At 62.6% G+C, this 21,188-nt stretch carries 15 protein-coding genes and 1 pseudogene; 11 read left to right on the top strand and 5 right to left on the bottom strand.

Annotated elements, in window-relative coordinates:
- The first annotated feature begins 134 nt into the window (after positions 1-134).
- Both AX729_RS41285 and AX729_RS40000 read left to right on the top strand, forming a co-directional pair.
- Entirely contained in the window at positions 135-614 is a 480-nt protein-coding gene (locus tag AX729_RS41285; RefSeq protein WP_245325409.1) for a hypothetical protein, read from the top strand.
- Between the two features lie 165 nt (positions 615-779).
- Positions 780-1,430, top strand: a pseudogene (locus tag AX729_RS40000) (ArdC family protein); the annotation flags it as partial.
- 25 nt (positions 1,431-1,455) lie between these two features.
- Here AX729_RS40000 and AX729_RS27345 read toward each other — a convergent pair.
- A complete protein-coding gene (locus AX729_RS27345; protein ID WP_061027326.1) occupies positions 1,456-1,899 on the bottom strand; it encodes a MerR family transcriptional regulator in 444 nt (147 codons plus the stop codon).
- Positions 1,900-1,984: 85 nt separating this feature from the next.
- Here AX729_RS27345 and AX729_RS27340 point away from each other — a divergent pair, with 85 nt between their 5' ends.
- From AX729_RS27340 to AX729_RS27305, 9 genes are all read left to right on the top strand, one after another.
- Positions 1,985-2,395 carry a mercuric transporter MerT family protein gene (locus AX729_RS27340; protein ID WP_061027325.1) on the top strand — a complete coding sequence of 137 codons (411 nt, stop codon included), beginning with the start codon at positions 1,985-1,987 and terminating at the stop codon, positions 2,393-2,395.
- A 19-nt stretch (positions 2,396-2,414) separates the two neighbouring features.
- On the top strand, positions 2,415-2,705 hold the full coding sequence (locus AX729_RS27335) for a cation transporter (RefSeq protein ID WP_061027324.1): 291 nt from the start codon (positions 2,415-2,417) through the stop codon (positions 2,703-2,705).
- A 31-nt stretch (positions 2,706-2,736) separates the two neighbouring features.
- Positions 2,737-5,214 (top strand): bifunctional organomercurial lyase/mercury(II) reductase MerBA, encoded by a 2,478-nt coding sequence (gene merBA, locus AX729_RS27330; RefSeq protein WP_197433680.1) that lies wholly within the window; start codon positions 2,737-2,739, stop codon positions 5,212-5,214.
- Positions 5,215-5,524: 310 nt separating this feature from the next.
- The gene (locus tag AX729_RS27325; protein WP_061027323.1) at positions 5,525-6,454 is read left to right on the top strand and encodes a 3'-5' exonuclease; all 930 of its coding nucleotides are present in this window, start codon (positions 5,525-5,527) and stop codon (positions 6,452-6,454) included.
- 67 nt (positions 6,455-6,521) lie between these two features.
- Positions 6,522-6,779 carry a hypothetical protein gene (locus AX729_RS39995; RefSeq protein ID WP_156457235.1) on the top strand — a complete coding sequence of 86 codons (258 nt, stop codon included), beginning with the start codon at positions 6,522-6,524 and terminating at the stop codon, positions 6,777-6,779.
- Positions 6,780-6,947: 168 nt separating this feature from the next.
- Positions 6,948-7,886: a recombinase family protein gene (locus tag AX729_RS27320; RefSeq protein WP_061027322.1), complete on the top strand. Its 939-nt coding sequence runs from the start codon at positions 6,948-6,950 to the stop codon at positions 7,884-7,886.
- 942 nt (positions 7,887-8,828) lie between these two features.
- Positions 8,829-9,143 carry a helix-turn-helix domain-containing protein gene (locus AX729_RS27315; RefSeq protein WP_245325407.1) on the top strand — a complete coding sequence of 105 codons (315 nt, stop codon included), beginning with the start codon at positions 8,829-8,831 and terminating at the stop codon, positions 9,141-9,143.
- 137 nt (positions 9,144-9,280) lie between these two features.
- Positions 9,281-9,958: a hypothetical protein gene (locus tag AX729_RS27310; protein ID WP_061027321.1), complete on the top strand. Its 678-nt coding sequence runs from the start codon at positions 9,281-9,283 to the stop codon at positions 9,956-9,958.
- A 4-nt stretch (positions 9,959-9,962) separates the two neighbouring features.
- On the top strand, positions 9,963-10,166 hold the full coding sequence (locus tag AX729_RS27305) for a hypothetical protein (RefSeq protein ID WP_061027320.1): 204 nt from the start codon (positions 9,963-9,965) through the stop codon (positions 10,164-10,166).
- Positions 10,167-10,297: 131 nt separating this feature from the next.
- Here AX729_RS27305 and AX729_RS27300 read toward each other — a convergent pair whose 3' ends face one another.
- The 4 genes from AX729_RS27300 to AX729_RS27285 form a co-directional block, all read right to left on the bottom strand.
- Positions 10,298-12,187 carry a hypothetical protein gene (locus AX729_RS27300; RefSeq protein WP_061027319.1) on the bottom strand — a complete coding sequence of 630 codons (1,890 nt, stop codon included), beginning with the start codon at positions 12,185-12,187 and terminating at the stop codon, positions 10,298-10,300.
- Positions 12,184-14,586 (bottom strand): sensor histidine kinase, encoded by a 2,403-nt coding sequence (locus AX729_RS27295; protein ID WP_061027318.1) that lies wholly within the window; start codon positions 14,584-14,586, stop codon positions 12,184-12,186. The genes AX729_RS27300 and AX729_RS27295 overlap by 4 nt, the downstream gene beginning before the upstream one ends.
- Positions 14,587-14,647: 61 nt before the next feature.
- Positions 14,648-19,936 (bottom strand): FtsK/SpoIIIE domain-containing protein, encoded by a 5,289-nt coding sequence (locus AX729_RS27290; protein WP_061027317.1) that lies wholly within the window; start codon positions 19,934-19,936, stop codon positions 14,648-14,650.
- Positions 19,933-21,063, bottom strand: coding sequence for a methylation-associated defense system protein MAD7 family protein (locus AX729_RS27285; RefSeq protein ID WP_061027316.1), 1,131 nt, complete (start codon positions 21,061-21,063; stop codon positions 19,933-19,935). Before AX729_RS27285 ends, AX729_RS27290 begins: the two co-directional genes overlap by 4 nt.
- Between the last annotated feature and the right edge of the window lie 125 nt (positions 21,064-21,188).

Raw genomic sequence — 21,188 nt, 5'->3', positions numbered from 1 at the left:
GACGTTGGGTTGCGCGGAGGTCTGCCTGACGGTTCGGAAGACCCGACCTGGCGCGGCCGCAATGGCGAGCGCAATGCATTGTTCGCCAACTCCTGGTTACGACCGGTTTGCGGTTGTCCGAGGGCGGCAGCCTGTTGCTCGCCGATCTTCCGCGTACGTCGGACTCCGGCATGCGTTCGGTCCCGTTCGACCTTCCCGGCGCGGTCGCCAAAGGCGGACGACCGCGCCGCATTCGCATCCCCCGCCGGGTCTTAAAGATGATCAACGACTACATCGATCTTGAGCGCGCGATCTCGGCAGCCCGGCGAGAGCCGATGGTGTCCGATCCGTTCTGGTTGACGCCGAATGGCGAGAAGGTTGCCGACGCGATGGGCAGGCGGGTCCGCCTCAACCGGCTGACACCGGGCGAACGCGGCCGTGTGCTGATTGGCGCACCCGGCAGAGCGCAGCATGCGCTGCTTTGGCTGACGGAAGGCGGCGAGCCCGTCCCGTCAGCAACCTGGGAAGCGGCCTTCCGCCGCGCTTGCGCGCGCTGTCGCAGTTTCGGCATCGACGTCAACGTGAGCCGCACACGCTGCGGCACACCTTCGCCGTCAAGATGCTTGCCATGCTGATCCGTGAGCAAATCGGAATCGTGTTCCATCCGCAGGATCGGCATGGCGCAGCTTACCGCCGGATTCTCGGGGATCCGCTGCAGAAGCTCCAGCACCTGTTAGGCCACGCCAGCGTGACCAGCACCTACATCTATCTCGATGGCCTTGCTGAGGCACAGAAGCTGGTCGGTGCGCAAGGGCGAGCGCGGCCAGCTGGTGGTGTTCTGGAAGCAGGCCGATCGCGACACCGATCGTCAGGACGGCGACGAGGATCGCGACGAAGCGGCACGGCGCATGTTCGCCCGCGGCTACAGTCTTCAATTACGCGCAGGTTGACGGCTACACGCCGCCCGAGATACGACCCTGCCTGAGACAGAACGCATCGCACATGCCGAGCGCTTCTGTGCCGCCCTCGGTATCAATATTCGGCACGGCGGCTCGCAGCCCTGCTACATTCCATCCAAGGACTACGTGCAGATGCCGGCGTTCGCTACCTTCCGCGACGCCATCGCCTATTACGCCGTCTTGCTCCACGAATGCGGGCACGCCTCCGGCGCCAACCCATCGCCTCGATCGCGATCTCACCGGACGGTTCGGCTCGGCCGCCTATGCGATGGAGGAATGCACCGTTGAGTTGCTCAGCGCCATGATCTGCGCCGACCTCAATCTGAACGTCGAGCCGCGGCCCGATCATGCCCGCTACATCGCCTCTTGGCTTGAGGTGCTGCGCTCCGACAAGTGCGCGATCTTTACGGCCGCGAGCAAGGCGCAGCAGATCGCGGACTGGACCAGGCGCAGCAGGCGGACGCTCACCACGAGGTCAGGGGCTCCTCGTAGACGCCCCCCAGCCGCGGATGTCTGTTCAGTGCTGCCGGCGTCGGTCGATCGGCTCCTCGCGGAAGAGTGTCTCGATCAGCGGACACTCCTGTCGCGAGCCGTCCGTACACTGCGCGACCACGTTCTTGAGCACTCGCTCCATGCGCCTCAGATCGGCGATCTTCGCCCGCACGTCATTAAGATGCGCGACAGCAACGGCGCTCGCCTCGGCACAAGGCCGATCGCGCTCGTCGACGAGGCGGAGTAGCTCACGGATTTCATCGAGCGAGAAGCCGAGCTCGCGCGCTCGCAACACGAAGCGAAGACGCCGCTCGTGCGTCGTGTCATAGCTGCGATACCCGCCCGCCGTTCGCGGCGGCTCGGGCAAGAGCCCAACTTTCTCGTAATAGCGCACCGTCTCGAGATTGCAGCCGGTCCGCCGGGCGAGCTCGGCCCGCTGCAGGCATTTCACCGCTGTGTGATCGCGCATCGCAAGATCTCTGTTGACCCTGTAGTCACTACAGACCGCATGTTACGCCCCAGTTCGGATTTCGACAAGGAAGGTGAGGTCGGGCATGGACGCATCACGACCCGGAACGGCAGGCGTTGCGCCGGCGGAGAATGAACGCGGTGATGCTGGACGGCAGCACTTGATCGCCGCCGGCGGCATCCTCGGCGCGCTCGCAGCTTCCTCCTGTTGCATCGTGCCGCTCATTCTTTTCAGCCTCGGCATCGGCGGCGCGTGGATCGGCAATCTGACGGCGCTCGCACCCTATAAGCCGTTGTTCGTGGCGGGAACGGCCGGCGTTCTCGGCTACGGCTTCTACCTGGTCTACTGGAAGCCCCGACATGCCTGCGCCGATGGCGCTGCTTGCGCGCGGCCGATCCCCAATCGTTTCGTAAAGCTCGCACTCTTGTTCGCGACCGTGCTCGTCGCCGCTGCCTTCGCTTTCGACTACGTCGCGCCCGCACTGCTCGGCGCCTAACAAAGAGGAGACTCGCCCTATGAAGAGGTTTCTTAGCGTTCTGGTCCTGGCCGGTGCCGTCGTCGCAACCCCGGCCTTTGCGGCCGAGCGCACCGTCACCTTTGCGGTCGACAACATGACCTGCGCCTCCTGCCCCTATATCGTGAAGACTTCCATGGCGGCGGTCCCGGGGGTCTCGAAGGTAACCGTTTCCTTCGCAGCCAAGACCGCAACCGTGATCTTCGACGATGCGAAGGCGACGCCAGATTCCATCGCGGCCGCCAGCATGAACGCAGGCTATCCGGCACACCGGAGGCAACAAGGAAGTTGATATGAATGATCGCGCGCTGATCTGCACCGGCGTGGTGGGCGCCGCGATAGCTGCGATCTGCTGCGTGACCCCCATTCTTGCTGTGCTCCTGCCCCTGGTCGGTTTGGGCGCTTGGCTCGGCAGCGCAGACCTGGTTCCGTTTTCAATGCTTGTCGTCAGCCTCGCACTCATCGCGTGGGAGCTCCACCGCCGCCAGGCCCATACCTCTCGCTGTGAGACCAAGAACCACAAGGAAAGGCGTGAAGCTGTGAACGATTGCTGCGCATCTTCCAAGTCACGAGACAGCATTGCGCCATCCGCGTCGGCGCCCCCGCCGAGCTACGCCGTGCGGCCGGGCGTCGCCTTCCCAGATTGGTCGGTTGTTACCTCGCCGTTGGTCAAGGACGCGTTGCTCGCGATGGTCGGATCCGACCATGTGCTCACTCGCTGGAGCGGCTACGAGCCCGCCACGGACCAGGTTCGCATTGCGCTCCTTCAGCACTATGTGGAACACGGTCGGGCGCCGACGCCAGGCGCACTTGCCGAACGCGCGGGGCTGAGCGAGGCGGCCATCCAGCCACTCCTCAGGGAACTCCGTCGTCGCGATCTCGTGGTGCTCGACGGAGAGCGGATTGTCGGCGCCTATCCCGTCACCGACCAGGATACCGACCATCAGGTCACGCTCGCCGAACGCACGCTCAACGCGATGTGCGCAGTCGACGCGCTCGGCATGGGCGCCATGACCGATCGCGATCTCGAGGTCGCATCCCGCTGCCGACACTGCGGCGCATCGATCCGGATCACCACGCGGGATCGAGGCCGGGCGTCTGCCTGCATTGAGCCGCGCTCGGCCGTCGTCTGGCTGAGCGTGCGCTCCGAAGACGGATGTGCCGCCAACTCTCTTTGCACGGCAACTGCCTTCTTCTGTTCGGATGATCATCTCTCCGCGTGGCGCCGCACGCGCCCCGCCGACGAGCCGGGGTTTCGGCTGTCAATCGAGGAAGCGCTGGAGGCCGGCCGTGCTCTGTTCGGGCCGAGCCTCGCCGGCATCGATACGGCGCCGCGACGGTCGGGCAATCCGCCGAAGAACGCAATAGCCGCGAACCGGCCCATGCGTGTGAACGGTCGCAATGGTGACGCCTACGACCTCGTCGTGGTCGGCGCCGGCTCGGCCGGCTTCTCGGCTTCGATCACGGCCGCCGAACAGGGTGCCCAGGTCGCGCTCATCGGCAGCGGCACCATTGGCGGCACCTGCGTCAACATCGGCTGTGTGCCATCGAAGACCCTGATCCGCGCCGCCGAGACGTTGCATAACGCTCACGCGGCGGCTCGTTTTGCCGGCATCATGGTGGAGGCCGAATTGACCGACTGGCGGGCAACCGTTCGCCAGAAGGATGCGCTGGTTTCCGATCTGCGTCAGGCCAAGTACGTGGACCTGCTCCCCGCCTACAACGGCATCGCTTATCGCGACGGGCCGGCGCGCCTCATCGACGGCGGTGTCGAGGTGAACGGCACGCGCATTCCCGCCTCCAGGATCATCATCGCGACCGGTGCACGACCGGCTATCCCCGCTATCACCGGGATCGAGACCGTGCCGTATCTCACCAGCACGACGGCGCTCGACCTTGAGGAGCTGCCAACATCGCTCCTCGTCATCGGCGGCGGCTATGTCGGCGCGGAGCTCGCCCAAATGTTCGCTCGCGCCGGCGTCAAGGTGACGCTCGTCTGCCGGTCCCGCCTGCTTCCCGAGGCCGAGCCCGAGATCGGGGCAGCGCTCACGAGGTATTTCCAAGACGAGGGCATTACCGTCATCTCCAGCATTGCCTACCGTGCGATCCGCAAGACCGACACAGGTGTTTCACTCACCGTCGCGCGCGTCGGCCAAGACGTCGCGATCGATGCCGATCAGCTGCTGGTTACCACCGGCCGTACCCCCAACATCGAAGGTCTCGGGCTCCCTGAGCGCGGCATCGCCGTCTCGCCGAAGGGCGGCATCGTGGTCGACGACCGCATGCGCACGACCAAGGCTGGCGTCTATGCTGCCGGCGACGTCACCGGCCGCGACCAGTTCGTGTACATGGCCGCCTACGGCGCCAAACTCGCCGCCAGGAATGCCCTTAATGGCGACAGCTTGCGCTACGACAACAGCGCCATGCCCGCGATCGTGTTCACCGACCCGCAAGTTGCGAGCGTTGGCCTGACAGAAGCGGCGGCGCGCAGAGTCGGCCTGGATGTTCGCGTTGCCACCATCGGCCTCGACCAGGTACCGCGCGCACTCGCTGCTCGCGATACGCGCGGGCTGATCAAGCTTGTCGCTGACGCCGGAAGCGGCAAGCTACTCGGCGCCCATATCCTGGCGCCGGAGGGCGCGGACAGCATCCAGACGGCAGCCCTCGGGATCACATGTGGCCTGACGGTACAACAGCTTGCGGACGCCATCTTCCCTTATCTGACCACTGTGGAAGGCTTGAAGCTCGCAGCGTTGTCCTTCAACAAGGAGGTCGCGAAGCTGTCGTGCTGTGCTGGCTGAGCGTCGCCGGGCCGCCCTCGCGATCCTCAAATCTGTCTCACAGGCGTCCGCAGTCGGAAGCCCTCGGATTTCGGGCAACTGACGCTCAAAAATCCAACTGAGACGGGTTGACTGTTCAGATAAAGCGCCGGTACGTCCTCCGCCTTGCGCTGCCGCCGGCGGATACCTCGCGATCTCGAAGCGGCATCACCCGCCGTTAACCGTCTCCGAAAATCGGTAGCTTTAAGCTACCAAAGCCGGATAGTTCGTGTTATGTGATTTATCACATCTTTGGCCTCTCTCATGGCTGCCGAGGACTGGAGCCAGATCGATGACTGAAACGGACCTCATCCATACGCGCTCACCGATCGCGCGAGAGCAGGAGTACGAGCGGATCGCGCTTTCACTGGAGAGCTGCGGAAATTACCGGCTGCTCCGCCGCCTCAAGCCGCGCGTTTTCAAGTCTTCACGCCGAGCGTTGTCGACCAAACGGGCAGTCTTTCTCGATGTCGAGACCACCGGTCTCGACCGGCAGACGGACACGGTGATCGAGCTCGCCATGCTGCCGTTCGATTACGAGCCTGACGGCAGAATCGTCGGCATCGACAAGCCGTTCGTCGCCAGGCGTGATCCGGGTCGCCCCATTCCGCCCGGCATCGCGACGTTGACCGGCATCACGAACGAGATGATCTCCGGCGCCGTGGTGGACGACGAGATCGTTCGCGACATGCTGCGCGACGTGTCGCTGGTCGTCGCCCACAACGCCGCATTCGATCGTCCGTTCTGCGAGCCGTTGTGGCCGGAATTCGCTTCCAAGGCGTGGGCATGTTCGCTGAAGGAGGTGGACTGGGCCGGAGAGGGTTTTGAGGGCGGTCGTTTGTGCCATATCGCGGCGGCATACGGCTTCTTCTTCGACGCGCACCGGGCAGAGGAGGACTGCTACGCAGGAGTCGAAATTCTCACCCGTGACCTCCCGCGAAGCGGACGTCCGGTCTTCGCCGCGCTCCTGGAATCGGCTCGAACGCCCAGACTACGCGTGCGCGCCGAGGGAGCGCCCTATGGCTCCCGTCTGCTCCTGAAATCGCGCGGATATCGGTGGGATGCAAGCGGAAAGGACGGTCCGAGCGCCTGGTGCGCGGAGGTTGCCGAGGACGCGTTGGACGGTGAAGTCGAATTTCTACGTCGGGAGGTCTATCGGCGAAACGACGCAGCCATTCCCCATCGCCGCGTCACCGCCTTCGACCGCTATTCCGACAGGTGACGACGCGGGAAGATCGCCGCAGGACTGCCTGCGGCGTCGACCCCGACCAGCGACGCAGGAGAGCCCAATGAGTAATCATGAAGCCGCCGACCGAAAGGTAGCGGAAAGCCGAGAAGGCACCGATGCACGCCGGCTCGAGCGGAAGAAAAACGAAACGCCGCAACCCCTCTCGCCCGAGCGAGAGCAACTGCTGCGTAGCGTCTTGGCCGTCATGGCGCTCGCAGCGGTTGACGGAGAGGTCCGGCGACGGTCTCAAAAGCTTCGTTCGGATCGAGCGTTGATCGGATCGACGGCGATATCTCGCGCGGAATCGATCAAATCGTAGCCCTTCACGGAAGCCTAACCACGTCCGGGCAACCGAAACTTAAGCAGTCCGGCAAACTCGTAAGGACGGTAGGCGAGCATTAAAGTTTGGCCGGAAGGTTAGGCACCCGAAAGTTCGATAACGGAAAGCGCCGTCGAACGCGCGAAAGCTCCGAAAAGGATTGCAGTGATGACCAGACCCGAAACGGCAAATTCCGCGACCGATGAAGGTGAATCGTCGACCAAGCCGGGCGTGCAGGCGGCGGCCGTACGAGTCTTGTCTTATGCCAGCACTTCCAGCAAACCGTACGATGTCTCGCTTGAGGATCAGATGATCACCATGGCCGAGTACAGCTCGAATCAAAAGGGCTGGGTCGCGGCGGGCAAGGTCGTTGACGCCGAGAGCGGCAGGCCGCTGCGGACGCGGACGGCGCTCCGGCAGATTGAAGATGCCATGCGCGCCGGCCAGGTCGATGCCGTGCTGGCGACCGAACCGAGCCGTTTTAGCCGGAGGCACTCCGAACTAGCCTATTTCATCGGCTTGGCCGAGCGCTGCGGCGTGCAGGTTTGGACGACGACAACCGGTCCGATTACGAATATGATGGCCGTGGCGCTGCACATGGTCGCCGGCTTGGGGCTTGACGACAGGCGTTGCCACACCGCGCGCAGGCTCAAGGCCGTCAATGAGGACGGCCGTCACGTTGGCCCTGCGCCCTACGGTTACGACGTGGTTCGCTCCGGCGGGCAAAGCGGCATTCTGAAGATCCGTCCCGAGGAGGCGCTCATCGTGCGGAAGATCTACCGCTCCTACCTCGACGGAGCGTCCCTGCTGGCGATCGTGAAAGAGCTGAACGAGATGCGCATTCCGTCGCCTCGTGGGGGAAAATGGAAAGTGACGATGTTGTCGAAGGACGGCGTTCTCGGCGTGCTTCACGACATGACCTACACCGGCTTTGTCATCTCCGGAATTTACCACACGTTCGAAGACGCAACCACCGGGGCTCGGATGCGGGTCTTCAAGCCGCGCGCGGAATGGAACATCGCCAGAGGGCGACACGAGCCGATCGTGGCGGTCGAAGTATTCGACGCCCTTCAGAAGCGTTATGCCGGCGAACGGACCGCCGCCTGATACCCGGGACGGAGACGGCTTTCGCCGGGGACGCGAGACGTTCGTGGTTTCCGATCATGCCGGCGCGATTCATCAGGCCACCGCGCCGCTCGAACGGGCGCCAGTGGCCCAAGTGTGCAAATAGACTAGCGCCATCTATGCTCCGCCGACCTCACGCTCTGTTTGCCCGGTCTGCGAGGAGCAGATCGGCGCCGTCTGCCAGCTGACAGCGAGGGGCAGCATCCTAAGACGGCGACAATGCGTTCCACGTTCCGCAGCGGCGAGACGCGTTCGTCGCGCCCAAGCGCCACGGCATCTTGGGGTGAAAAACTGTGGCTCGCGCGGCGGATCGAAAGCCGCAATTGTAAAACGGCCAACTGCACAATTCAGCAGGGATTAGGCTGCTCGAGCGGAAAGTAGCCCGCAACAGGCGGTAGAAGCCGCAGCAAGCCGATGATCGACTAAGCAAATTGGATCATCCGGCTTACGGATCCGGGCTAAAGATCAATGCTCGACCTGGATCTCAGGTGTCTATCAACGGGCAGTTCTCGTCTGCGGCATGCATCCCCGACGAAATCGCAAAACTCTGATTCGAACGCCGCCGATAAATCCATCACGACGTCCGGTCGTTATCCAACTTCATTCTGCGCGGAGGCGGAGCCAAAGACCGGAAATGTCCCGCCGCGAGCAGCGCCGAACGTCCTCGTATTTTCCAGAATTCATTACATCTTCCTCAGACCGCAGAAAGCGACCAGCCCCTCCTCTCGCGCTTAAACTGTGTTTAGTCGCTAGGACGGCGCGAATCGGACAGAAGAACAGTCCACTTAGCGAGTGGTCGTCACATCCGTCGGACGCTGTGGACTGGTCCACATGATTAGCTTCGGTTAGTAACTGGGGGAAAATGTTTGTCATCCCCTGCGATGTGTCTATCATCGCGGTTGACTCCAACGACCGACCGACCGCGTGACCGAAGCACAGCAGAAGAAGCCGGAACAGAAGCCGTTCAAGGAGCGATTCCCTGCCCGGAAGTCGGCGGCCTTGCGGACGCTCGCCGCCAATCTGCGCAGGTTGCGCAAGGATCGCGGCTGGAGCCAGGATGCGCTGGCGGCCGAAGCCCGCATCGACCAGAACGCCGTCAGCCTGATGGAAAACCGGCGCTCAAACCCGACGATCGTGGCGATCGAAAGCCTCGCCAAGGCGCTCAAGGTGCCCGTCGCCGAACTCCTGACGCCAGCGAAGACTCCGAAGACGACGCGATCGGTGAAGGCTGACACATGACTATTCCGGAAAAGAGAACTTCGGCGACAAGATCGTAGGCGCATCAGTCCGGGCCGCCAGCACCCCTTTCCGAGCGGGCCAACCGGCCGCGGACTTGCGCGCCGAAACCTAAATTAGGGCGTGCGGATGGATGGGCGATGGGCCATATCGATCCGGACATGCAGAGGTGGCTGATGGCCAGGACGAACTCCACAGCGATCGATTCAGCAACGGAGCTGTTCACTTGCCGGTGTGGAAAGACCACATGCCATATGCACCGGCTGCGGCCGTTTCGGGAACACATCAAGCGGCTCTGTCGAGCAATCGCGGTCGCACATCAGTTGGAGCTTCTGACGTCGCGAGATCCGGAAGTGGACTGGGATGCGATCCTTTCCCGCTCCAGATGGCGGCGAGCCTCTGAGGACGCTTCCGCCGACACCGCTTATGTCGATGATAGCGAATCCATCGTCTGGTGCGACACAGCATGGGAGTTCGAGGAACTGAGCAGCGAAATTGCCGCCAAATATGTAGCGGGCCCGAGCATCTTCAATTTTCTTTGGTGCGCCCACGAAGCCGCGGTCGGCGCTGCGGGTGGCGGCCAATTCAAACGTGACAAGGTAGCCGTCCGAGGCCGCCGACTGGCCCAAGGAAATCCCAGACCCGAAGACGAGTTTCCTACCGTCAACGGACTGTACCGGTTCGCCGAATTGTGCCGCCGGAAATGCGGCGACCTCGACTCCGAGATCGATCGTATCGCGCACGACTACAAACTTGCGGGCTCGCCGCCGCGGCCGACTTGCGCGCATCTATTGAAATCACATTGCGCACGGACATGATGCCGTGCCGACGGCGGCCTGGGCCGAGAACGGGAAGGGCAAGGCCAACTTCGTCATCTTCCGGATGTACGCCGTGGGTCGTCTTCTGCTCTTGCTCATCCAGGAATTCGCTTTCCAATCGTTGATCGATCCCTCGGCTCCGATTCCCGTGACACTGAACGAAAAGAACGCCCCGACACGCAATGGTTCGGAAACTGCAATTGCATGAATTGAGGGACGCCGAGCTGCTCGCCGACCGGGGATAGAGACGTCCGTCGGAGAATCATCGGCCGCTTGCCCCGGCGGATGCGGGCGGCCCGCCCCGTCTTCGGGATCTGTGCCGACGCCGAGCTCCGCCGGTCAGGCTTTTTGGACCTCGATCACGATCGGATGAAAGCTTCCGGGGATCTCGCTCCCAGGCAGAATGGAGTGGCCGAGGACGATCTGGACGATGTCGAACGGAGTGTCCTTCAGGGGCTTCTCGCCCTTCGCCGATTCCGACCTCATCGCAAGCCCCGCCTTGAGCTTGCGATAGAAGGCCGGATCGTCCCTGAGGGTTCGCGGCGACGGCGAGCCGGGCAAGAACTCGTTGGGATCGACGTTTCGCAGCTCCTTGCGAAAGATATCCAACAGCTTTTCGGACAGCAGCAGCCACTCTATGACCTTGGACTTGTCCCGTCCGGCCAGACAGGTCGCTAGATCCTGATCCATGGTGGCCTCCGCAAGCAGAGTTGCCCCACTCCTTCCTCGCAGGAACATTCGAACGCCGACGCGTTGCCGGGTCGGCATGGCGGCCAAGGTACCGACCCGCCCCAAGCGGCCGATGAACGCCTGCTGGAGTTGAAGGGCGAACGGCGTTCGGAACCGGCGCACGCGCCTCAGGCCGGAATCCAGCCTGGCCGGCAGGTCGTCGACCATCCAGGTTTCGACCGCGAGCGGATCCCAATCGAGGGAGTACTTCTTTCCGTCGACCATCATGATCGGCGTCTGAATGCTGCTCCCTCCGATCTTCTTCGCCGATCGTTCGTACGGATGCACCGATCCCTTCAGAAGCAGCAGGCGATCCGTGTTGCCGTGCTGCAGATCGCAGGCCTGCGAAAGCACCACGAAAGCGTGCTGCTCGACATGCTCCGGAACTCCATCCTTTGCGGCCACCGCCTTCGACTCGGCGAGGAAGACGTCGCCCAATCGCGCGGCCTTCGGATTGGCATCTATTTCCGCTTCGATCCTCGTGCGATCGCCGTGCTGGAAGAGCGCACCGTCCATCATGCGGTCCGATTCCTCGGTCGGCATGAATTGAGCCGGCGGATATTCCTTCCAGTCGATCTGGTTCAATCGCTTGGCGTCCCTCACGAGGTCGGTATCGCCCTCCAGGATCGAATGCAGGTGAAGGTCGTAAAGGTCTAGGATGTAATCTCCGACCGGCTCCTCTTCTGCCTCCAGGATGAGGGCGTTCATGTTCGCGTAGTCGGGAAGGTCGAGCGTGCGAATGCTCGCGAGAAACTTCTCGCGTGCGCCCGTGAGAGCTTTGTCCCACGACAGCACGAATCCATTGAGCTTCAGGGCATCCGGACGGGAGACCGCCAGCTCGTAAAGCCTTTCCACCATCGTTTCGGCATCGCCGAGATCGCTTTTCCTCACCATCCGGAATTGACAACCCAGGAGTTCCGCTCGGTCCCGCACGGTGGGCCCCAATTCGTGCAGCCGGGGGCTCTCCGAGAGCAGTATGACCGTGGGCGGGCAATCACGTCGGCGATCGACGATGGCTTTTATTCTCTCGATCGCCTGGTCGACGGCGCCTGGCCCCTCCATGTATCCGAGGAAAAGGTCCAGGAAGATGATGTTCGCGTCATCGATCGCGTCGTGTCCATCCCTGCCGTAGGTGTTGCAGATCAGCCCAAGTCCGCCCTTGAGCAGATCCTGCAGCGGAACCAGCCGGTCCCTCTTGTTCTGGCGGACTTCGATGAATTCGACGAACACCGCGCCGGCCGGCTTCAGTTCATCCCGCAGTTCCCATGCGATCTTCAGAAAGGCGGGATCCCGGGACAGCTCCGATGGGTCCTTCGCGTCGTATTCTTGGTACGTTGCGGCGAATTTTTCGTGGTCGGCGTCCTTCAGGTCGTCGAAGAACCTGTCCCAAAGAGCCTTGGGAATATCTCCCGGCCGCGGCATGTCGTCGAACGCATCATCGACGATCGCGGCGATCGTGAACTGCTGCTCGGCCAGCAGCTGCTTTACCTGCTCTATCATTTCTCTGGCTCTGGAATTTCGAGAACGAACGTGTTCAAGCGGCCGCGGTGGACCTTGCGTTCCTCCGATAGAAAAATCCTTCCGCCGTTGTGCTTGGCGCAATCGGCCGCGATGTACAGTCCGAGGCCCTGGCGTTTCGACTTTCCTTTCGTCGAGAAGAACGCCTTGAAGACTTCGTCGCGCAGGGATGGTTGGATGCCCGGCCCGTTGTCGGTGTACTCGAGTAGGTTCGGAAGTTTGCCGATCGAGATCGCGATGTTCGGCTTGTACTTCTGCTCGTCGAGCGCCTGGAGATCCATCCAATAGATGGAATTCTGGATCAGGTTTTCGATGATCTGCACGAACATGCCGCGTACGCCGTGGACCATGACGGTCTTGGCGCCGCGCTCCACCGTGACGTCGATCGAGACGTTGTGGCGCTTGAATTGGGGAGCATGTCCGGCAAGCACGTCGCGGACCATCGCGACGAAATCGAAGGTTTCCTTCCGCTGACGACCTGAGACGCTGAGCGGATCGAGGACCCGAAGCCGGCGGTTCATCGTCTGCATCTCGTCGCGCAACGACTTGAAGAGGGAGTTTACCTCCGCAGGGAGACCTTCAGCGGGTTTCTGTGACAGCAGCGCGAGCGTCGTTTCCGTCGATCTCGCCAGTTCGTGGGCGACTATCTCCAGCATTAGCCCCACACCGGCGAGCTGCAGCATGCGGTCGCGCTCGTCCTCGATCTGCTCGGCGCGCTCCTTCGCCGCCGCGAAATAGGCCATCATTTCGTCCACGAACGACATGAGCTCGCGGAGCTTCGGCTTCTCCTCCGCGTGGCGCGCGCCGAGCTCCTTTATCGAGGTAACAGCTCTTTCCTGCAGGGACTTGACCTGCTTTTCGGCCTTGTCGAAGTCGATCGACTTCGGTTGGTGCCGCTCCTCCACCTCGTTGAGGAAGTTGAGAAGACGGTCCTGGATGACGAATTTGAGAAGCTCGACGAACACCTCCTTCTCGTCGCAATCCTTGAGACCTTCTCTGCTCGTCTGATCGATCAAATGGGGATTCTTCGTACGCGAGATCGAAACCCGCCCGATGAACTGCGACTTGTTCAGCTTGTAACCCTGGGAGGCGAGCGCCTTGCGGTCTAGACCGAGCCAGTCGTTGTCGTCGTCGCCGTACGGAAAGACACGGTAGCCGTTCCGGAACAGCATGATCCCGGACCACAGCCGCTGCAGATCCTGGATGTGCTTGCGATCCCCGATGCCGTCTATACTTCGGAACAGGCGACGATTGTACCAGTAGAACTCGAAGGAGAACGGTCCCACCGTCCTCAGGGCGGACGCCGGGACGTCGTCCGCCAGCGACTTGAGATCGATCTTTTCGAAGTGGAGCCGACGTTCTTCCGGAGGGTTGCCCTTGCCCAGATCGCCGCACCACAGCTCGACGTCGAGTTGAGGCTTTCCTTTGACGATCGAGTGTTCTCCCGTCGCCTTCGCGTGCGCGAGCTCGAATATGGCCCGGTCGAGCCGAGGGATGTCGACCCGGCTTCCGTTGAAGATCACCGCTATCCGGAACCTGCGCTTCGACCTGGAAAACGGATCGGACAACCGCGCAAGCTCGGACGTGCAGATGCCAACCATCCGCTTGGCCGACCAGTTGGAGGCGATCCCGGATATCCTGATCGTCGTCCCGCTGCTCTCCGGGTCCGGTTTCCTCGCGCCGACCGTCGGCACCAGCTCGATGTCCTGGACCATCTTGTCCAGGTCGTCGAATACGGACCAGTCGACATGGAGATGATTCAGCCGCTTGTCTTCCGAGGTCGAAGTGGTCACGTCCAGTATGGAGCCGAGCCGCATCGCGGAGAGGCGGCCGACACCTTTTTCTCCCAGATACCGGGGCTCCGCATCCTTGGTGCGCAGCTCGACGTCGAGCGAGCGACGCCGCGACGGCGTTCCGATCACCAGGAACGACTCGAGCAGATCCTCCTTCGACATTCCCCGCCCGGTGTCCCTGAATTCTATCCAGTTCGCGGCAAGGTAGGCGCTCGTCAATCGCGTACGGAAATCGGCGGGCGATTCGGCCCGGTCGACGGCGGTGGACAGCGCCGTGCGCGCCTCTGCCGGCGAGTTCTCTATGAAGGCAGCCTTGGTGGAGGACTTCAGTTCGGCGAAATCGGCCTCCAATTGCTGCGCGGCGGAGGTATCGTCCTCTTCGATCTTTCGCGCCTCCAGCTCTTCGGCGCTGGAGAGAGCATCCACGAAGGCGCTATGCTTCATCGCTATGCAGAAGTGGATTTCGACGCCGTCCGCCGATTTCGCATCGATGGCGTTCTTCACGAGTTCATAGATGGCGACGGCGTCGGAGCTTATCAGCTCGGCACCTAGCTCGAGTACGGTTCTGGCAGCGACCCTAAAAGCCAAACTTCCACCGGAAGGTTCGAGAAACGATCATTTCAGAGCGATCAAACTACCTTGTACCTCGTCAACCGGTGAATGCGGCTTCCCGGCTTTGGAGCGGAGCGGTCCCCTGCGTAAGCCCGACGACCGTTTCGATGAACCGAGAGTCGACGAAAGGGACCTGGGAGAAGCAAAGCCCGCGCTCGCCTTCGAGCTTCGCGAGCATATGCCCGCGGCCCAGCAGCCGTTCGGCTCCTCTGTCTCCCAGCGCGATCTCGGACGTGCCCTCCGAGTCGACGCGCAGGATCAATCGATTGCCCAGGTTGGCGCGAAGCTGCATCGGCATGACGTTCGCGTCGGGGCGTTGCGCGGCGAAGATCAGGTAGATCCCCGCCGCTCGCGCCTTGATCCCGAGCCGCTGCACGACCGTGGAGACGGCCTCCTTGTACTCGTCGATCAACATCCATTCGGCGAATTCGTCGTGGACCAGCCAGATGACCGGCAGCCGTTCGCTTTCGGGCGCCTTCGCGTTGTATTCGGTTATGTTCGCCACGCGTCGTTCCTTGAAGCGGACATATCGGCGGTCCATCTCGACGACGAGTTCGGCAAGCCGTTGCGAGGCCAATTCCTGCTCGTCGATGATGCCTCCGTCGAGATGAGCCAGTCCCTCGAAGGCGAAGTAGTCCACGCCCTGTTTGGGATCGATCAAAACGATCCGGGCCTGTTCGGGGGTATTGGTGGCGGCGATGGCCAACAGGATGTTCTGGACCAGCACCGACTTCCCGCTCCCGGTACTCCCCGCTATCAGCGTGTGCGGCGCGTGGATGCGTCCAGGCGACAGATACATCAGACTGCCGTCCGCTTCGCGGACGCCGACGAGCAGGTCCTGATTGCCCCATCCGGCGCTCTTCGGATTCCAACGCGCCCACACTTCCCTGATGTCGACGACCTGCCGGACCTCCCTCTCCACGGCGATCACGACCGCGCCCGGCTCGGGCCGGACGGAGATGACGTTGAGGCCGAAGGTGGTGAGCAGTTCGGATCGCTTCTTGAGGACCTGATCCACGGTCAGGTTGGCGCTGCCGGCAAATCGAAGAAGCGCGCTATTCGGCGTCATCGAGGAACTGATCAGTTTCGCCTGCAGCTTCATCTGCTGAAGAGCGGCGCGCGCCGAGGACGAGGTCTTCGACAGCCACTGTTCTTCCGCCTCGGACACGCCGGAGACCGAAGCCTCCGTCAAGAGCCCCTGGATTTGCGGATATGCCCATCCGTCCGGAACGGTCGGCGCGGCCGCCTCGAGCAGCACATCGGAAATCTCGGAAGGAATCTCGGGACCCTCCGCGGACCTGCGCCGCAGCGTCGGATCTTCGGCGGGCGCCATGTCCGATGTCTGCTTCTTGCCTGCGGACTTCGGCGGCGCCGGCGTGACGACCGGCTCGCCCGACCCGGGCTTCCGCCACGTCGGATCGGACGTCAGATAATCCGCACCGGCGGCGATGCGGATTTCCCGTGGACTCTGCTTTTGCCAGTAAGCGAGAAGAAGCTGCTTCAGCGTGGTGCGGCCGTAGATCTCCTGGTAGGCGTCGGCGACCGACGGCACGGCGTAGGCGTCCGTGCGGTCCGCTCCCTCCACCGCCGTCGGGACGAAGACATGGGAGTACCCGCGGATGTGGATTTCGCAGCGCCCCTCGCGGATCGCCCTGCGCCATGCCGCCAGATCGATGCCGCTCGCGGCCGGCAACCGGATCCCGTCGAGCACCAGATCCGCGATGCGGGACAGCCAGGAATCCCGGTCGAGGCGGTCCGGGTTGCCGAATATCGCTTCGCTGATGCGGTGCATCGTGTCCCGCAGTTGCTTTTGCGATTCCTTACGTTTGACGGCCAGACTGGCGTCTTCGACGTATTTCGCCTCGGTCACCACGATCGTGAGCCGCAACGTCCCGTCCGCGGACACCTGCGGGCTGAGGGTAAGGAGATCGGCGAGCTGCTCCTCGCGCTGGCCCATCCAGGCAGCGTAGTCGTCCAGAAAGTACCATCCGACGGCTCGATCGTCGCCGATCTCGTCCTTTACCAGGGCCCTGCTCAGGACCACTCCGATGAGCTCGCTTGCGCTCTGGCCGCGTTTGGCCGCCCGGAGCACGATATCTCCCGAAACATCGTTGGCGTCGCTTATCAGCCGCTCGGCCAGCAGCGCGAGGTCCGCGCCGCTCAATTCCAGATTCAGCGCCCTCAACCGGTGCAGGATCATGGATCGAAGCAGGCTCACAGAGGCGCGCGACGAGATAATGACGTTCCGCCCCTGGGTCGCCGATTGCTTGTAGCGGATGATGCGGACTTCCTGATTCAGCAACTGGCGCCGATCCAGCAACTCGTCGAAGTTCACTACCCAGTTGCCCAGGTTGTGGGTCTCTTCGAAGATGCGGGCCGTGCGGCCATCTCGGAAGTCGAGTTGCCTCACCGGCAACAACCTGCGATTCCTGTCGTCGTCCCAATCGCCGCGGAATAGCGAAGCTAGTGCCGTAAGATAGGACCACCCCTCGCCGCTTTGGACCGGACAGCAGAGGTACACCGAGGACTTGAGATCGTCGGCGGCCGCCGGCCTCCGACGCGACCAGCGGGAGGGCAGAAGACGGGTTATGTCGGCCGGATCCGCGGCCTCCTTGTGCCATTCGAGTCTCGCGTGCCTGGAGATAACGTCCTGCGAGAACACTATGTCGTACGGACAGCCGTCTTTCGGGTCGGGAGGAGGCGCTTGATCGGCGATGACCGATATGCGCAGCCGAGCCATGAAATCTTCCGTCGCCTCGCTTGCGCTGTAAGTGTCCGATGTCGTGCTGGCGCCCAGGATCGAATGGTAGAGATCGCGAAGACGCTCGGACGCCACGTGACGCAGCAGAACCTGACAACGGACGTCCTCGTCGTCGTCGTGGATCGACCCGATCTTGTCCACGACGGCCTGCGGAAGCCGGGCGGAATCGCAGTTGAAGAGCACCACCGACATGTTGGCGCGTTCGTGCGGATGCAGCGACAGGTACCGTCTGACCAGGTCGACGACGCAATCGCTGCCCTCCGCCGGACTTTCGTTGGTATCGTCCCCCTCCTCGGGGGAAGTGATCGGTGGCTCGTGCAGGCTGTAGTCGAGCAGCACGTCGCTGACGGAGAGAAGCTGCGGCCCGTCTTTTCCCCACGTCGCCACCACCTCGGGATAGAGCGGGTGCGACAGATCTTGGGAAATGTCCTTGAAGAACAACCGGGCGTCGTCGCCCCTCGCGCCGGGAGAATTCAGGAGCAGATCGACGAGTTCGGATACGAGCTTGGCTTTTCTCCACATCGCCGCGAGCCGGAAGGGATGCCATGGAGCAACGACGGCCGCGGCGGCCCCGCCATCCACCGGCACGAGCCCGATATCGAGGATCGGCTTGAGCAGGTTGTCCCGGTTGCTGTCGCCTTTAGCCAGCGAGACGATGCCGTCCAGGAGGTACGCGTAGGATTTCAATTGATCGAGGTTCGCCTCGTCTCCCGCCCCGTGTTCGGAAAAGCCGCCGATCGCCTTCCTGTAATCCCCGACGAAAGAGTCGAATCGGCGCTCCAGGTCGTCCGCGACCGCAGGCCTGAGAAACTGGCTCTCCCTGCAGTTTGCGAGATTCCTGCGCCATATCTTTTCGATGTCGCGCTCTTGCTTGTAGACCGGAACGAAGGAGCCCCTGTCGCGGTCGTAGGCGGGAACGAACGTCTTCACGTCCGCCAAGTCCACGGTCTTCGCTCGGGACTTCGCGCCGGCAAACTCCCGCGACGCCCGGCACACGACCATCGGATGCTCCGAGAGCCGGGACCAGTCGTCCGCCAACTGGCTCGACACGGCCGTCGGCTCGAACTTCCATACGATCTGCGTCGAACAGGTGACGGACGCCCCGGTATCGGTCTGCGTCTCCAGCTCCAGTACGAACTTCAACTGGAGGGCCGGCCTGGCTACCGAACGGTTCGCGGAGTATTTGCCCGCGGCACGCCATGTCGCGACCAGATCGGCGAAATCGAACAGATCGCCGACGTCCCATGAGACATGCTCGCTGAACAGTCGCCGCAGACCTGCGTACCGATGCGCGAAGAAGAGGCCGGCGTCTTCGTTGAGCTCCCGGAGGTCGCGTTTGGTCGCCCTGTCGCAACGGATCCGAAGTTTCCTTCCGCTTCCGGAGGGTCGCCTATTGAACAACGGCTCCATGGCAGAAGCGATACCGGCCAACAGGTCCGTGGTCTCGATCGAACGTCCGTAGACGAAGCGGTCCCAGGCGGACTTGAGCTTCTTGTCTTCCTTGAGCTCGTTGCGGTGCGCTTCGTAGAAAGCGGTATCCTCTTCGCGAAATTCGGTGGTTTTGCGTCCGATCAGAAGCTTGAGGTATTCCACGTCGTCGACGGAGAGCAGACCGTCTTCGCCTTCGGCGTAGAAGTTGAGGGTTTCCTGCCCGAGATTGTACTTCTCCCGCTGCAGACCATCGAACAGCGGCTTGACGTCTTCCCATTCGCATTCGGCCAAAGCGGCGGCTTCGGCATTCCATCCGCTTCCCGCCGCGACGAACCGCTCGACGACGGGGTGGCAAGCCTCCGGAATGGCGTCCTTGACCTTCGCGAACGCGGCGGCGAGGTCCTCCTCGCTGAGCAGCAGTTGGCTCGGAGTGAGCTTGAGAAGCAGGCTTCCGCGCTTGCGCGCGGCGTCCGTGAAGAACCTTCGCCAAGCGGACGTGTGGCCTCTGGATTTCTCCTTTATCCCCTCGAAGTAGCAACTATCCTTCGGCAGCCTGAGAGCGGCCAATGCGGCCCCCAGCGCGTGGATGAGAGGATGGCCGTCTTCGGCGACACCGTGGCGGGTCCGCAGGACGTATGTTGCGAACCGATCGAGCGAGACCTGGCGGATATCCCGCAGGCCCGTCGACGCCTTTTCCCACCACTTCGCATGCTCGGAGGAGAGATGCAGACCGGCTGACGCGATCCGGATCCATAGGTCCAGCCGATCCATGATTTCGGCCGGTCCCAGCCGAGCTATCTCGTGGAGCGATGCTTCTTCGGTATGCTCGACGCTTGCGAGCAGCAGGACCGGCTTGCTGCATTCCGCGTTCCTCAGGTACGTCGCCGGCTTCGTGGTAAGGACCGCGTCGGGCAGCCCGTGGTTTCCGACGTACGAAACCGGCAGCTTGATTTCGACCTTGTCCCGAAGATAGGCGTCGTTCAGAACCGCACGCGCGACCGCGGCGGTATGATCCGCGCTGAAGTTGAGGGCGAAGCGGGCCGTCCCCTGCGGCGTCGCCGCGGCGGAATCATCCGGTATGTCATCCCGCAGAAGCGCCGCACAAACGGCGCCCACCAGTTCTGAGACGTTCATGACGCAGCTTTCCCGAGCGGATTCTCCACGTAGGCACACGCATCGGACAGGCGGCGAAGCATGCCGAGCGTGCGCAGTCGGCTCTCCAGCCTGTCCGCATTGGCTTGGAAGGCGCGTTTGTCGAATTCCTCGGGGCTCAAGACCTGCATGGCTTCGCGTTCGCCGAAGACGAACCCGTAACGCCGGAAGAGCACGTCGAGAAACTCGCCGTATTCCATGCGAACCGCGACATTGGCGAGAATCAGCGCTTTCAGCAGGTCGTCGGTCGGCGCGTATCTGAGCCGGTTGGTGCCGCGGCGCGAAACCAGGCCGGCGCCTCCTCCGTAACTGCGGTGAACGTTGCCGACATGCTGCTTGTGACGCGCAAGCGCGGCCTTCCGCAGTTCGATCAGCAGGGCGGAAGGGTCCGCGGGACCTTCGTAGTCGTCCTCGGCTCGCGGCCATCTCACCTGCTGGCGCATCAGTTCCCGACAAGCGGCGAAGCCGGATGCTTCGCCCGAGGCGGCTCGCCACTGCTCGCCTTCCCCGATCCGCTTCACGTACTCCTCGACGGCGCGTGCGGACATCTGGCTGTTCTGGAGGTAGCTCATCATCGAAAGTTCGCGGATCAGCGTCTTGCGCGGCGCGACGACCTCGCAGATGAAGTGCGGCTTCTCCGCTCCGCAGACCTCGGCAGCCACAACGAGCTGATAGAGGGCGAGATGGAGCGCCCCCAACGTCGCAAGATGGGGATAGGCATCGAAGCGCGGCAGACCCAGTTCGAAGAGATTGAGCCAATCCTGACTCATCGCGTCGAACGTCGGATGGGTTGCGTAGGGAAGGTAGCTGTCTCCTCGACTTTGGAAGTCCTCGGGGACGTCCGGCTGCATCAACGCCAGCAGGCGGTCGCAGGAGTCGTTCGCCTCAAATGCCGCGGCGAGGTGCGTCTGCAAAGCCGCCGCATTCTTGGAACGCGTGAGCATCTGATAGAGCAGCTCGCCTGGCCGGCCGAAATAGATGTACTCGCGGCTCGCGGAGCCGCCGCTCACGTTGAGGTCCTCGTAGATGGCGTGCCGGCCGAAGGGGAAGATGAAGCGCGAGCTCCACCGCTTGTTGGAGGCGCTTTCGATCGTGGACGATCTTATCATGCCGACGAGAGACGCGAATTGATGGAAGGAGCGAAACCGCTTCTTCAGGTACGAGAAATCGAGACTGGGTATTGATCTTCCCCCGATAAAGTGGACGGGTTAAGCGGCTTTTAGCTCCATCTCGA

Origin of the sequence: Bradyrhizobium sp. CCH5-F6 (assembly GCF_001556045.1) — a bacterium.
Taxonomy (GTDB): domain Bacteria; phylum Pseudomonadota; class Alphaproteobacteria; order Rhizobiales; family Xanthobacteraceae; genus Bradyrhizobium.
This window is presented reverse-complemented; position numbering and strand designations above follow the sequence as displayed.